The organism is Duganella violaceipulchra (assembly GCF_019166075.1).
In the GTDB taxonomy this organism is placed as follows: domain Bacteria; phylum Pseudomonadota; class Gammaproteobacteria; order Burkholderiales; family Burkholderiaceae_D; genus Rugamonas; species Rugamonas violaceipulchra.
The window spans coordinates 124,882-138,619 of record NZ_JAHTGR010000012.1; the positions used below are offsets into that span (position 1 = coordinate 124,882).

At 63.0% G+C, this 13,738-nt stretch carries 13 protein-coding genes and 1 tRNA gene; all 14 read left to right on the forward strand.

The window, feature by feature from the left end; all coding sequences use genetic code 11:
• Nucleotides 1-2 precede the first annotated feature (2 nt).
• The 14 genes from KVP70_RS21850 to KVP70_RS21915 all read left to right on the forward strand — a co-directional run bounded on the left by KVP70_RS21850 (nucleotide 3) and on the right by KVP70_RS21915 (nucleotide 13,738).
• The gene (locus KVP70_RS21850; RefSeq protein WP_217944311.1) at nucleotides 3-2,576 is read left to right on the forward strand and encodes a family 20 glycosylhydrolase; all 2,574 of its coding nucleotides are present in this window, start codon (nucleotides 3-5) and stop codon (nucleotides 2,574-2,576) included.
• Between the two features lie 95 nt (nucleotides 2,577-2,671).
• A complete protein-coding gene (locus tag KVP70_RS21855) occupies nucleotides 2,672-4,033 on the forward strand; it encodes an ABC transporter substrate-binding protein (RefSeq protein ID WP_262311736.1) in 1,362 nt (453 codons plus the stop codon).
• On the forward strand, nucleotides 4,005-4,712 hold the full coding sequence (locus tag KVP70_RS21860; RefSeq protein WP_217944313.1) for a response regulator: 708 nt from the start codon (nucleotides 4,005-4,007) through the stop codon (nucleotides 4,710-4,712). The genes KVP70_RS21855 and KVP70_RS21860 overlap by 29 nt, the downstream gene beginning before the upstream one ends.
• Entirely contained in the window at nucleotides 4,705-6,180 is a 1,476-nt protein-coding gene (locus tag KVP70_RS21865; protein ID WP_217944314.1) for an ATP-binding protein, read from the forward strand. The genes KVP70_RS21860 and KVP70_RS21865 overlap by 8 nt, the downstream gene beginning before the upstream one ends.
• Before the next feature lie 219 nt (nucleotides 6,181-6,399).
• The gene (locus tag KVP70_RS21870; RefSeq protein WP_217944315.1) at nucleotides 6,400-7,512 is read left to right on the forward strand and encodes an acyltransferase family protein; all 1,113 of its coding nucleotides are present in this window, start codon (nucleotides 6,400-6,402) and stop codon (nucleotides 7,510-7,512) included.
• Between the two features lie 15 nt (nucleotides 7,513-7,527).
• Nucleotides 7,528-8,691: a glycosyl hydrolase family 18 protein gene (locus KVP70_RS21875; RefSeq protein ID WP_217944316.1), complete on the forward strand. Its 1,164-nt coding sequence runs from the start codon at nucleotides 7,528-7,530 to the stop codon at nucleotides 8,689-8,691.
• A gap of 161 nt (nucleotides 8,692-8,852) precedes the next feature.
• The gene (locus KVP70_RS21880; protein ID WP_217944317.1) at nucleotides 8,853-9,053 is read left to right on the forward strand and encodes a hypothetical protein; all 201 of its coding nucleotides are present in this window, start codon (nucleotides 8,853-8,855) and stop codon (nucleotides 9,051-9,053) included.
• Nucleotides 9,054-9,152: 99 nt separating this feature from the next.
• A complete protein-coding gene (locus KVP70_RS21885) occupies nucleotides 9,153-9,920 on the forward strand; it encodes a GIN domain-containing protein (protein ID WP_217944318.1) in 768 nt (255 codons plus the stop codon).
• 20 nt (nucleotides 9,921-9,940) lie between these two features.
• Nucleotides 9,941-10,549, forward strand: coding sequence for a tetratricopeptide repeat protein (locus KVP70_RS21890; RefSeq protein WP_217944319.1), 609 nt, complete (start codon nucleotides 9,941-9,943; stop codon nucleotides 10,547-10,549).
• A 46-nt stretch (nucleotides 10,550-10,595) separates the two neighbouring features.
• Nucleotides 10,596-11,576 carry an NAD(P)H-quinone oxidoreductase gene (locus KVP70_RS21895; protein WP_217944321.1) on the forward strand — a complete coding sequence of 327 codons (981 nt, stop codon included), beginning with the start codon at nucleotides 10,596-10,598 and terminating at the stop codon, nucleotides 11,574-11,576.
• 131 nt (nucleotides 11,577-11,707) lie between these two features.
• A complete protein-coding gene (tpiA, locus tag KVP70_RS21900; RefSeq protein ID WP_217944323.1) occupies nucleotides 11,708-12,454 on the forward strand; it encodes a triose-phosphate isomerase in 747 nt (248 codons plus the stop codon).
• Nucleotides 12,455-12,503: 49 nt separating this feature from the next.
• Entirely contained in the window at nucleotides 12,504-12,917 is a 414-nt protein-coding gene (gene secG / locus KVP70_RS21905) for a preprotein translocase subunit SecG (protein ID WP_217944325.1), read from the forward strand.
• A 204-nt stretch (nucleotides 12,918-13,121) separates the two neighbouring features.
• Nucleotides 13,122-13,206: transfer RNA gene (locus tag KVP70_RS21910), tRNA-Leu, on the forward strand.
• A 172-nt stretch (nucleotides 13,207-13,378) separates the two neighbouring features.
• On the forward strand, nucleotides 13,379-13,738 hold the full coding sequence (locus KVP70_RS21915; RefSeq protein WP_116988038.1) for an NADH-quinone oxidoreductase subunit A: 360 nt from the start codon (nucleotides 13,379-13,381) through the stop codon (nucleotides 13,736-13,738).

The window sequence follows — 13,738 nt, forward strand, 5'->3', positions numbered from 1 at the left end:
GAATGCGTAAGCAGATCAAGTACAGTGGTATCGCGCTGGCCTCGTGGCTGATGATGGCGATGGCTGGCGGCGCAGTTGCGCTGGCGGCGCCGGAAGCGAAGACGACGGCCGGGCAAGGCGTGCTGGCGGGCTATGCCAACGGCGCGCAGATCAGCTTGCGCTGGGAGCTGGTGCGTACTGTGTTCACGCCCGAGGCGCCGGGCGGTGGCACGCAGGCGCGCCTGATCCTGTCCAATCTTGGCCAGCGGCCCTTGCCCGCGCGCGGCTGGACGCTGTACTTCAACGTTATGGACGGCGTGGCCACCGGCCCGCTGGACGGCAATCTGCTGCTGGAACAGGTTGCGGGCAATCTGTATTGCATTCGTCCCGCGCCCGGCTTCGCTGGCGTGCCGGCGGGGCAGACGCTGAGCATCGCCTACTATCATCCCGACCTGGTCATCAAGCTGGCCAAGGCGCCTGCCGGACCTTATCTGGTCTACGACGCTGCGCCGGACGTCGGCCAGGCCATCGCCGACTACCAGCTGCTGCCTGTCACACGCCCCGAACAATTGGATAAGGGCAGCAGCGGCGCCAAGCCGGTCGTCACCGCGCAGGACATCTATCGCCGCAACGCCAAAGCGGACTGGATGCCGGCCGCCGCGCTGCCGCCGGTATTCCCTACGCCGCAGCATCTGCAAACGAGCGGCGGCAAACTGCAACTGGTCGCGCTGCCGAAGGTCGTCGCTCCCGTCGCGTTGAAGACGGAGGCCGCTATTGCGCGCTCGCTGTTCCCCGCCAGTTTGCCGGCGGCCGGCCCGAACGCGCCGACGCTGCGACTGAGCGTTGGCGCCGTGGCTGGCTCCACCTCGCCGGAAGCCTACACGTTGACGATCAAGAACGGCATCGACATCGTCGGCAACAGCGCCGCCGGCGTCGCCTATGGTTTGCAATCGCTGCGGGACCTGCTGCCGCTGCCGGGCGTCGCCAGCATCGAACTGCCGGAAGTGACGATCAGCGACGCGCCGCGTTTCGAGTATCGGGGCTTCCAGCTGGACGTGGGCCGTAACTTCCACACCAAGCAGACCGTCTTCAAGCTGCTGGATCTGATGGCGCGCTACAAGCTCAATAAATTCCACTTTCACCTGACGGAAGACGAAGGCTGGCGACTGGAAATCGCCGGCCTGCCGGAACTGACCAGCATTGGCGCGGTGCGCGGCCACAGCGCCAAACCTGGCGTGCGGATGCAGCCGGCCTACGGCTCCGGCCCCGATCCGCTCGACGCCAGCGGTAGCGGCTATTACACCCGCGCCGAGTACATCGAGATCCTGTGCTACGCCGCCGCGCGCCACATCGAAGTGATACCCGAAATCGAAATGCCTGGCCACGCCCGCGCCGCCGTCAAGTCGATGGAAGCGCGCTACCATCGCCTGAAGGCTGAAGGGAAGAGCGACGCCGCCAGATATTTGCTCAACGATCTCGCCGACAAGTCGGTCTACAAATCGGCGCAGCTGTACAACGATCACGTGATCAATCCCGGCCTGGAGTCCAGCTTCACCTTCATCGACCATGTGATAACGCAGGTCGCGGGGATGTACAAGGAAGCGGGCGTACCGCTGCATACCATCCACGTTGGCGGTGACGAACTGCCGGGCGGCGCATGGGAGCAGTCGCCCGCCAGCCGCACTGTCATGCAGAAGAAAAAACTGGAGAGCACCGCCGAACTGTGGGACTACTTCTACGATCGGGTTGACGCCATCCTGCGCAAGCACTGCCTGTACGCCTCCGGTTGGGAAGAACTGGCGGCCCGTGGCACCAAGGTCCATGGCGAGCACAAACTGATACCGAATCCGCACTTCACGCAACGCGGCTTCAGTGCCTATGTCTGGAACAACACCGAGGGCGCCGAGGACTTCGCCTACCGTCTCGCCAACGCCGGCTACGACGTCGTGCTCGCGCCGGTGACGAAGATGTACATGGACATGGCCTACAACGCCAATCCTGATGAGCCGGGCGTGAACTGGGGCGATTACGTCGAACTCGATACGGTCTACGACTTCATCCCGCTGGACTATCTGAAGAACGCCAATCCGCCGCTGGTCGGCAAGGACTCGCTGACCGACTACGGCAAGCGCCGCGTACGCGGCCTGGAAGCGACGCTGTTCACCGAAACCGTGCGCACGCCGGAGCGCATCGACTACCTCATCATGCCACGCCTGCTGGCGATGGCCGAGCGCTCGTGGGCCCCAGATCCCGATTGGGCAACCGAGCCCGATGCTGGCAAAGCCGCCGCACTGCACCGCAGCGCGTGGTCCGGCTTCGTCAACACGCTGAGCCAGCGCGTGCTGCCGCGCCTCGACCTGGAACACGCCGGCGTCGACTACCGCATCGCGCCACCGGGGCTGCTGCTGGACGGCGGCCGGGTGCTGGTCAACCACGTCCTGCCGGGCATCGCCATGCGCTACACCAGCGACGGCAGCGAGCCGAATACCAGTAGCAAACCAGTGAACGGGCCGATATCCGACAAGGGCCAAATCAAAGTGGCGGCGTTCGACCGCAACGGCAGGGTGGGCGCGGTGTCTCACATCGACAACCATTGAACGGGGAGTGCGCACGCGAAGCATACCAATTGATCCCGGCGGGCGGCTTCTCCGTTATAATCATGGCACTGTTTTGTACGGGATAGCGAGTGATTGTGTCGATAGAAAAAGCGTGGACCTTTGGCCTGCTGGCCGCGGCCTGCGCCTTCAATTGCGGCGGACTGTCGATGGCCTACGCAACGCAACAGCCGCAGCCTCCCGCAGCGGGCGCCGGCGCGCCGGCCGCCTCCCTCAATACGCTGCAGGTGCTGCATTGGTGGACTTCCAGCAGCGAACGCAAGGCGGCCAACGCGCTGGCCACCCGCATGGCCGACGAGGGCCTCGAATGGAAGGACGCCGCCATACCGGGCGGCGCCGGTTTGGGCGCCGGCAAGGTGCTGAAGAGCCGCGTGCTGGCCGGCGATGCGCCGGAAGTCACGCAGATCATCGGCGTCTCCGTGGCAGAATGGGCTGAACTGGGCCTGCTGCTGGAAATCGACAACGTCGCCAGCGCCGGCAACTGGAACGGCTTCCTGTTCCCCACCATTCAAACCCTGATCCAGCATCGCAAGCACGTGGTGGCGGCGCCGCTTGGCATCCACCGCGTCAACACGCTGTACTACAACCGCGCGTTGTTCGCCCAGCTGAAACTGTCGCCGCCACAGACGTGGGAGGAATTCCAGAACGTCGCGCTCAAGTTCAAGGCCGCCGGCATCATGCCGCTGGCGCAGAGCAGCGAATCCTGGCAGGTGGCCGCGCTGTTCGAAAACCTGGTGCTGGCCGAAAGCGGGCCTGAGTTCTACCGCGAGCTGTTCGTGCGCCGCAATCCGGCCGCCGCCGCCGACCGCCGCACCGCCGAAGCGCTGGAACGGCTGCGCGTGGTCAAGGGCTGGATCAGTGGTCAGCTTGACGAGCGTCCGTGGCCGGAAGTGGTGCGCCAGTTCGCGCGCCGTGAAGCCGCGATGATGATCATGGGCGACTGGGCCAAGCCGGAACTGGCCGAACGCGGCATGACGCTGGACGAGGACTACGCCTGCGGCACCGCGCCGGGCACCGCCAAGTACCACCTTTACAGCGTCGACACGCTGACCATGTTCGCCGGCGACTACCGCCACATGGCGTCGCAGGAAAAGATGGCGCGCCTGCTGGTATCGCCAACGGTGCAGGCGGAATACAACGCGTTGAAGGGCGCCGTGCCGGTGCGGCGCGACGCCGACCCGTCCAAAATGGACAGCTGCGCGCGCACGTCCTGGACTACCTTCGCGCAGGGCGCTGCGGTGCAGGCGCCTAGCCTGGTGCACCGCATGGCTACCGATGAAGCCAGCCGCGACGCCATCATCGCCGAAATCCACCGATATTTTCTAGACGACAGGGCCACGCCCGCCGAGGCGCAACGCCGCCTGGGCGCGTTGTTCCGACTGTTTAACCTCAGAAGCCAAGGAGCACCCGGTGCGCAAGATACTGATCGTAGACGATGACCAAAAGACCCGCGTCCTGCTCAAGACCTACCTGGAGAAGAACCAGTACGAGGTAATCCTGTCGCACAACGGCGAGAGCTTCATGGCCGAGCTGCATGCCCATTCCGAGCAGCTGTCGCTGGTGATCCTGGACGTGATGCTGCCCGATACCGACGGCTTCGCGCTGTGCAAGCAGGTGCGCCAGCGCTCGAATGTCCCCATCATCATGCTGACGGCCAGCTCCGACGAGACTGACCGCATCGTCGGCCTGGAACTGGGCGCGGACGACTATATCGCCAAGCCATACAGCCCGCGCGAGCTGCTGGCCCGCATCAAGGCCATCCTGCGCCGCACGGCGCTGGAGACGCCGTCGGCGCGCTATTACCGCTTCGTCGGTTTCACGCTCGACCTGATGGAGCGCAAGGTGCTGGACAGCGCCGGCGCCGTCGTCGCGCTGACGGGACTGGACTTCCAGCTGCTGAAGTACTTCGTCGAGCATCCGGGCGTGATCCTGGACCGCAGCGTGCTGTGCGAGGAAACCCGTGGCCGCGACGCCGGCCCACTGGATCGCTCGCTCGACGTGCAGATCAGCCGTTTGCGCCTGCGCCTCAACGACGACGGCAAGCAGCCGGCCTTGATCAAGACCGTGCGCGGCGCCGGCTACGTGTTCTCGGCCGATGTCAGCGTCTCGCATGCTTAAGCGTGTATCGAACCGGATGCTGGAGCGGCTGGGCAGGATCTGGCCGCAGTCGCTGCTGGGACGATTGATGCTGGTGATGGCGGCCGGGCTGCTGGTGACGCAGCTGGCCGCCAGCGTGATCTGGGCCAGCCAGCTGCGTGCCAAGGCGCAGGTGGAGGCGCAGTCGGCGTCGCAGTACATGGCGCACGGCGCATCCGGCGCGATCCGCTTCTTCCGCAGCCTGCCGGCGAATTACCGTTTGCTGCTGATCCAGCAGCTGCGCGAGATGGGCGGCACGCGCTTCTTCGTCAATCTCAATCACGCCTACGTGCCGGTCCAGCAGATCGCCGAGCATCCGCTGGCCAGCAGCGTGCTGGCCACGGTCGGCGCCACTCTGAAAAGCGACCTGCCGCATTCGCCCAGCTTCCGCCTGGCCTTCGCCTGGCCGGACCAGCTGGTGGTGTCGGAAGATGGCGTCCGCTTGAGCGACCTGCCGGACGCCTGGGTCCAGCACATCCTGCTGATCCAGCCGGACCCCGCGCCGATACTGGTGATCCAGACCGAGATCGAGCCTGGCAACTGGCTGTACATGGCGGCGCTGATGCCCAATCCGTATTTCTTGAGCAGTAACGATCCGCTGGCGTGGGACCGCCTGGCGCTGCAAGGCCTGTCGCTGGCCGTGGTGCTGCTGCTTTGCCTGCTGGTGGTGCGCTGGATCACGCGGCCGCTGGCCGCCTTGTCCGATGCGGCGGCCGCCTTCGGCCAGGGGCAGGACGACCGCGCGCCGCCGCTGCCGGAGACGGGCAGCCGTGAATTCATCAACACCGCGCGCGCCTTCAGCGCCATGCGCGAGCGCATCCAGCGCTACATCGAGGACCGCGAACGCTTGTTCATCTCGATCTCGCACGACCTGCGCACGCCGATCACTCGGCTCAAGCTGCGCTCCGAATTGCTGGACGACGAGGCGCTGCGCAATGAGTTCGAGGAAGACCTCGATGAACTGGACATGATGGTCAAAGGCGCGCTGCAATGCGTGAAGGACAGCGACATCCACGAGAACCCGGCCGAGGTCAAGCTCGACGCGCTGCTGGGACGCCTGGTGCGCAGCGCGCGGCTGGCGGGGCACGAGGTGGGATATCGCGACAGCGGCGTCACCGTGCGCGCCAAGCCGTTGGCCTTGAAGCGCGCCCTTGGCAACCTGCTGGACAACGCCTTGTACTACGGCGACCGCGCCGAGATCAGCGTCAGCTCCGAGCCTGGCGCGGTGGCGATCGCCGTGCGCGATCACGGTCCCGGCGTGCCGGAGGACGCCTTTGCCAGCTTGTTCGATTCCTATGTACGGCTGGCCCATGGCCGCGAGCAGAACGACGCCGGCATGGGACTGGGGCTGGGCATCGCCCGCAGCGTGATTGAGGCCCACGGCGGCCAGCTGCTGCTGGAAAACCATCCCGAGGGCGGCTTGAACGCCACCATCCGCTTGCCCGCCTGAGCGCCAAAGCAACAGCCGCGCAATACATTTTGTAAGGCTCTGTGAAGTTTTGTTGCAGCGGCGGACGCTCCGCCTCACAAACCGCGTCTGTACGCGTAAAGAACTGTAAGTGATGCCGACGTTAAGTCAATGGAATCAAGGTCTTGTCGGCATTCGCCTGGCGCTGGCGATGATGATAACGTTTGCAACAACCCAACACACACTGAAAGTCGACCATCAATGAAGACACAGCATCAACGCTCGCAAGCCATCGACGTGCTGCGCGGCCTGACGGTCGCGCTGATGATCATGGTGAACATGCCGGGCACGCCGGCCACCACCTACGCGCCTTTCCTGCACGCCGAATGGCACGGCCTGACGCTGACCGACCTGGTGTTCCCGACTTTTATGTTCGTGGTCGGCACGGCGCTCAGCTTCACGCTGGAGAAGTACGAGGGCATGGGCGAGGCGGCGGTGCTGAAGAAGATCTTCACCCGCACCGCGTTGATCTTCCTGTTCGGCTTCCTGATGTACTGGTATCCCTTCTTCAGTACCGAGGGAGGGTCGCTGACTGTGCTGCCGCTGTCCGGCACCCGTATCTTCGGTGTACTGCAACGCATCGCGCTGGGCTACTGCGCCGGCTCGCTGATCCTGCATTACTGGAAGGAGAAGGGCGCCATCGTGTTCGCGGTGCTGGCGTTGCTGGGCTACTGGGCGCTGATGTACTGGTTCGGCGACTACACGCTGGCCGGTAACGCGCAGCGCAAGCTGGATTTGCTGGTGCTGGGCGAAGCGCATATGTACCACGGCGAGGGCATCGCCTTCGATCCGGAAGGGATATTGAGCACGCTGCCGTCCATCGTCAATGTGCTGGCCGGTTACTTCGCCGGACGCCTGGTGCGCCGCCTGGGCGCCAGCTACGAAACCATCGCGAAGCTGACCATGTCCGCCGCTGTACTGGCCGTGCTGGCGCTGTGCTGGAGCAGCGTATTCCCGCTCAATAAAAAGCTGTGGACCAGTTCCTACACGCTGATGACCATCGCGATCGACCTGTTCACGCTGTCGCTGCTGCTGTACGTGATCGACATGCTGGGCAAGCGTGGCTGGACTTACTTCTTCGAAGTCTTCGGCCGCAACACCTTGTTCATCTATCTGTTCAGCGAAGTGGTGGCGTCCACCTTCTTCCTGTTCAAGGTCGGCGGCCTGAATATCTTCGACTGGATCTACCTGAACCTGTTCCAGCCGTGGGCCGGCGCCCGCAATGGAACGCTGCTGTGGGCTGTGGTGTACATGCTGGGCTGCTGGTTGGTTGGCTACGTGCTGGACCGGAAAAAAATCTACATCAAACTCTGACTGGAGAACTACGCAATGAAAAAATTATTGATATCGGCTTGCGTCGCGGCGGCGCTGGCGGGATGCGGCGGCTCGGCACCAACCGCGCAGCAATCGCCACGCGCAATGGCGCGCATGGGCAACCTGGCGGCCGCGCGCAGCGCGACGTCGCCGGACACGCCGGCCGATGCCGGCAGCGAGCGCGTAGCGCAGGGCGGTGCGCCGGGCAGCAAGGCGCTGGCCAACGGCAAGATGGTGCTGGCCTATTATTCGGGCTATACCAACAACTACAGTTCGCTGACCAAGTACTACGCCAACGTCAATGCGGTGGCCATCGATTTCTGGAACATCACCCCCGCCGGCGCGGTGGTTGGCAACGGCGATCCGACGCCGACCAACGCCATCACCTTCCTCAAGTCCAAGGGCATCGCCATTTACGGCTGCATCTCCAACGTGTCGGATACCTCGCCTGATGGCTGGGACCCGGCGGTGTCGCACGCCGTCACCGGCGCCAAGCGGGCGGCAACGGTGGCCAACCTGGTCAGCTTCGCCAAGACCAACGGTTTCGCCGGCATCAACATCGATTTCGAAGCGGTGGACCAGGCCGACCGCAAGAACCTCAGCGACTTCGCCGCCGCGCTGGCGACAGCACTGCACGCGCAGGGCATGAAGCTGATCATGACGGTGCCGGCCTTCTCCGCCACCGACGAAAACGACATCCACAACCTGGCGTTCGACCTGCAAGCGCTGGGCCAGGCGGCCGACTACATCCAGGTGATGACCTATGACGAAACCATCCCGGCATGGGATGCTGGCCCGGTGGCCGGTTCCGACTGGATGGAAAACGCGCTCGACTACGCCACCAGCAAGGCGCCGGCGGCCAAGGTCTTGAACGGCATCCCCGCCTACGGCTATGACTGGATCGGGGAAGGCGACGGCAGCCAACTGTACTGGCGCAACGTGCCGGCGCTGCTGACGAAGTACGGCGTCACGCCCAAGTATGACAACAACGTCAACGCCATCAGTTTCAGCTACACCGTCGGCGGCCGGAAGCACACGGTGTGGAACGAGAACGCCAGGAGCGTGACGCTGAAGACCTCTCTGGTCAGCGCTTATGGCCTGGCCGGCACGTCGATCTACGCCTTCGGCATGGAAGACGCCAGCTTCTGGAGCGCAGTCAACGCCGGCCTGAACAAATAGTCCCCTTCGCGCAGCGGCGCTCGCCGCTGCGCTTCTCAGCCTTATTCCCGGTTTTCTGTCGCCCAGTCCCCCATTTGTGCAGTTCGTCGCAATCCGCAGGATCGTTGAGCAAGTGATGGCTATAGTGATCACATACCGAAACGCATACAAGGAGAGCCAAAATGAACATCGCCAAAAACATGGAAGTCATCTTCGTCGTCGCCGCCGTCCTGCTGGGCGCTTCCGCCTACGCCAGCGCCGCCGCCCAGGCCACCGTCGCCCTGCAACCGTCGATCCAGGTCGCCGCCGCCCACGCTCCGATGCAAGTTGTCGTCATCAAGGCCAAGCGCCTGACGGCAGTGGAAAAAGCCAGCCTGTCGTAATTTGACAATTGGTCGTACTGCAAAGATTGCTAGAAAGCTTAGTGCACTGCTACATTAGCCGTTCGCAGCAACTAAGAACAACACCAGAGGAATCCGACAATGAATAAGCTTTTCCAACTTGGCCTGCTGTTTGCCGCTTTCTGTGCGCTGTTTGGCCGCGCCCAGGCCGCCGACGAGCCTACCGAGAAGCGCGTGATCCCGCTCGACGCCCGCGTGGTGCGCGTCAAGCTCGATGGCGTACTCGACCTCAAGCTGCGCCAGGGCGCCACGCCTTCGTTGACGCTCTATGCGGACAAGCGCACCATGGAAAAAGTGACGGCGTCGGCCACCGGCGACACGCTGCACCTGGAGACCGAGGGCCGTGGGCTGAAGATCGGCCGCTCCTCCACCCGCGCCGAGCTGGTGTTGCCGATGTTGCGGGAAGTGGTGTCGGAGGGCGTGGGCTCGACCGAGATCAGCGGCTTCAGCGGCGACGAACTGGAATTGACGATGGATGGCGCCGGCACGATGAAAGTGGTCTGTGACTACAAGGTCCTGAAGGCCAACCTGGGCGGCGTCGGCAGCATGCATCTGTGGGTCAGCGAGAACGACAGCGTGGAGCTGGATCTGCGCGGCGCCGGCTACATCACCCTGGGCGGCAACAGCAAGGCGCTGAAGGCGACCCTGGGCGGACTCGGCGGCCTGAATGCGCAGAAGCTGCAGGCCGACACGGTCAACATCGAATTGAGCGGCCTGGGCAACGCCACCGTCAACGCCAAGACCAATGCGACATTGAACTTGAGCGGCCTCGGATCGGTCACTGTCTATGGCAAGCCCCTGAACCGCAACGTGAGCGTTGACGGTCTGGGCAAGGTAAGTTGGAAGTAAAACATACACACCTACGCGACATGAAAAAATTCATACTAGCGATCGGTCTCGCACTGGGCCTGCAACAGGCTGCGATGGCCGGATTCGCCGAAGGCGCTACCGCCTACAACAACAAGAACTACGCGGCGGCCTTGAAAGAGATCACGCCGCTGGCCAAGGCCGGCAACGCGGACGCCCAGCACCTGCTGGGCTTGATGTATTACATGGGCCGCGGCGTGCCGCAGGATTACAAGCAGGCGCTGGAATGGCATCGCAAGGCCGCGCTGCAGGGCAAGGCCGACGCGCAGTATGTGGTCGGCGCCATGTACTACACCGGCAACGCGGTGATCCAGGACCACAAGCAGGCGGTCACCTGGTTCCGCAAGGCCGCCGAGCAAGGCCATCCGGACGCGCAACAGGCGCTGGGGCTGATGTACCGCTATCACATGGCTGGCATGCCGCAGGATAACGTGATCGCCTACATGCTGTGGAACCTGGCGGCGGCCAACGGCTCGATGAACGCGGCCGAGCAGCGTTCGGCCGTGGTCAAGGGCATGACGCCGGAGCAGATCGAGGAGGGGCAGGCGCTGTCGGCGTCCTGGAGGCCGAACACGCCGTTGCCCAAGCAATCGCGTACGGGCGGCGGCTAATCGGCGGCTGTCGTACAATCGCCCTTTCTTCACGAGAGGGCGAGCCATGCGCGCGATTGAAATCACCCATCCCGGCCCCGCCGATGTCCTGAAACTGTGCGAGCGGGCTATGCCGGTCGTCAAAGGCGGCGAAGTGCTGATCAAGGTCCACGCGGCCGGCGTCAACCGCCCCGACGTGTTCCAGCGCATGGGCAACTATGCGCCGCCTCCGGGCGCTTCCGACCTGCCGGGCCTGGAAGTGGCCGGCGAGATCGTCGACGGCGATCTCGACTACACCACCTTCGACATCGGCGACAAGGTCTGCGCGCTGGTGCAGGGCGGCGGCTATGCCGAATACGTGGTCGCGCCGCTGGAGCAGGTGCTGCCCATCCCCAAGGGCTGGAGCATGCTGGAAGCGGCCACCATTCCCGAAAACTACTTCACCGTGTGGAGCAATGTGTTCGACCGTGCCCATCTGGCGGCCGGCGAGACCTTGCTGGTGCAGGGCGGCAGCTCGGGCATCGGCGTGACGGCGATCCAGCTGGCCAGCGCATTGGGCCACCGCGTGTTCGCCACCGCCGGCAGCGACGACAAGGTGGCCGCCTGCATGCAGCTGGGCGCCGAGCGCGGCATCAACTACAAGACCGAGGATTTCGCCGTCATCGTCAAATCGCTGACCAACGACCGTGGCGCCGACGTCATCCTCGACATGGTGGGCGGCGACTACCTGCCGCGCGAAATCTCCTGCCTGGCCGACGACGGCCGCATCGCGCTGATCGCCACGCTGGGCGGCGGCAAGGCCACGGTGGACCTGGGCCAGGTGCTGCGCCGCCGGCTGACCATCACCGGCTCGACCTTGCGGCCCCGTTCGGCCGCCTTCAAGGGCGCGATCGCCAAGCAGCTGCTGGACAAGGTGTGGCCGTTGATGGCGGCCAAAAAACTCAAGCCGGTGATTTACCAGGTGTTTCCGCTGGAGCAGGCCGCAGCGGCGCATGCGCTGATGGAGACCAGCAATCATGTCGGTAAGATCATGTTGCAAGTAATCTAGATCAATTTAGTGTTGGGATGGACGCGGGATCGTAGCATTTTTGCCATTTTAGAGGCGACATGGCCAAGCGCTGGTTTGACCGGGCTTCCAGCCTCGCGTTAAAATAGCGGGTTATTGAATTTTAGGCTACTATGCGTCGCAAACTCGTCATCGGCAATTGGAAAATGAACGGCAACCGCGCCGGCAATACGGCACTGTTGTCGGGAATATTGGCCGGGCTGAACGACTTTGGCGCCGATTGCGCCGTGTGCGTGCCGGCCCCATACCTGGCCCAGTGCCAGGCTGAACTGCAAGACAGCCCGCTCGCATGGGGTGGGCAGGATCTGTCGGTCCACGCCAGCGGCGCCTACACGGGCGAAGTCTCGGCCGGCATGCTGGTCGATTTCGGCTCCCGCTATGTGCTGTGCGGCCACTCCGAGCGCCGCGCCTACCACAAGGAAGGCAGCGAACTGGTGGCGCAAAAGACCGTCGCCGCGCTGGCCGCCGGCCTGACGCCGGTAGTCTGCGTGGGCGAAACGCTGGAGCAGCGCGAAGCAGGGGAGACCGAGGCGGTCATCTGTGGACAGCTGCAGGCGGTGTTGGATGTGATAGTCGCCGACGACCTGGCCAAGATTGTGGTGGCTTATGAGCCGGTCTGGGCTATCGGTACCGGCAAGACGGCGACGCCGCAAATCGCCCAGGACGCGCACGCTTTCCTGCGCGCGCGCATGGCGCAAAAGAATGCGCCGGTCGCGGCCGGTGTGCAGATTTTGTACGGCGGCAGCATGAAGCCGGATAATGCAAAAGAATTGATGGCCCAGCAGGACATCGACGGCGGCCTGATAGGCGGCGCCGCATTAAAGGCGGTGGATTTCCTCGGGATTATCCAGGCCATTTAAAGCTGTAGAAACAAAACGATACAAATCTCTTATTTTTGAATGGAATAACATGAACTCCTTGTTCAATCTGGTTATCGTAGTGCAGGTCATTTCCGCAATTAGCATTATTGGCCTGGTATTGTTGCAGCATGGTAAGGGCGCGGACATGGGCGCGGCCTTCGGTTCGGGCGCTTCGGGCAGCCTGTTCGGCGCGACCGGTTCGTCGAACTTCATGTCCAAGTCGACCGGCGTTGCCGCCGCGATCTTCTTCAGTGCCACGCTGGCCCTGTCCTACATCTCGACCCAGCACGGCAGCGGCGCCGTCAGCGGCGGCGTGATGGACAAGGCCCTGCCAGCGGCGCCAGCTCCAGTCCCGGCGACCGGCGCGGCAGCGATCCCGACCGCACCGGCAGCTCCTGCGGTGGCGCCAGTGGCTCCAGCCGCTCCGGCAGCGACGGGTCCTGCAGCTTCGATCCCAAAGTAATATAATAATGAACTAGTTGTGAAGTTCAGCAGTTTCCTTAGCAACTTTTTAAGTTGTTTGCTCATTGTTTTGGCAGTACATTGGCGTTGCAAGCTAGAAAAACAATTCAGAGTGAAAAGAAGCAAAGATTTATCGTTTTTCTTCTTGTTTTGGCGCAATACGGATTAACAACCGCGTGAAAACACAGTAGAATAGCGGCCTTACGCCGACGTGGTGAAATTGGTAGACACGCTATCTTGAGGGGGTAGTGGCGCAAGCTGTACGAGTTCGAGTCTCGTCGTCGGCACCAGAAATCTAAGGCCAGCAAGGGAGCACCGAAGTGTACCTGAGCTGGCTTTTTTACGAGGATGTGTCGTTCGATCCTGGTCTAAGCAGTTTTACGATTGGGACGAACGTTAAGAGCACCGCAGAGCACCGCAGTGTGTCCTTTTAACCGACCGTTCAATATAAGCTCATCAATCGTGAACCTCGAAAATTATCTCCCCGTCCTGTTGTTCATCCTCGTCGGTCTCGGCGTAGGCATCGCTCCCCAAGTTCTGGGCCACATCCTTGGGCCTAACAAGCCAGATGCGGCCAAGCTCTCCCCGTATGAATGCGGCTTCGAAGCGTTCGAAGACGCGCGCATGAAATTCGACGTGCGTTACTACCTCGTCGCAATCCTCTTTATTTTGTTCGATCTGGAAACGGCATTCTTCTTCCCGTGGGGCGTATCCATGCGCGAACTGGGCTGGAACGGATTCCTGGTGATGATGAGCTTCATCGCTGAATTCGTCGTCGGTTTTTGGTATATCTGGAAGAAAGGTGCCCTTGATTGGGAATAA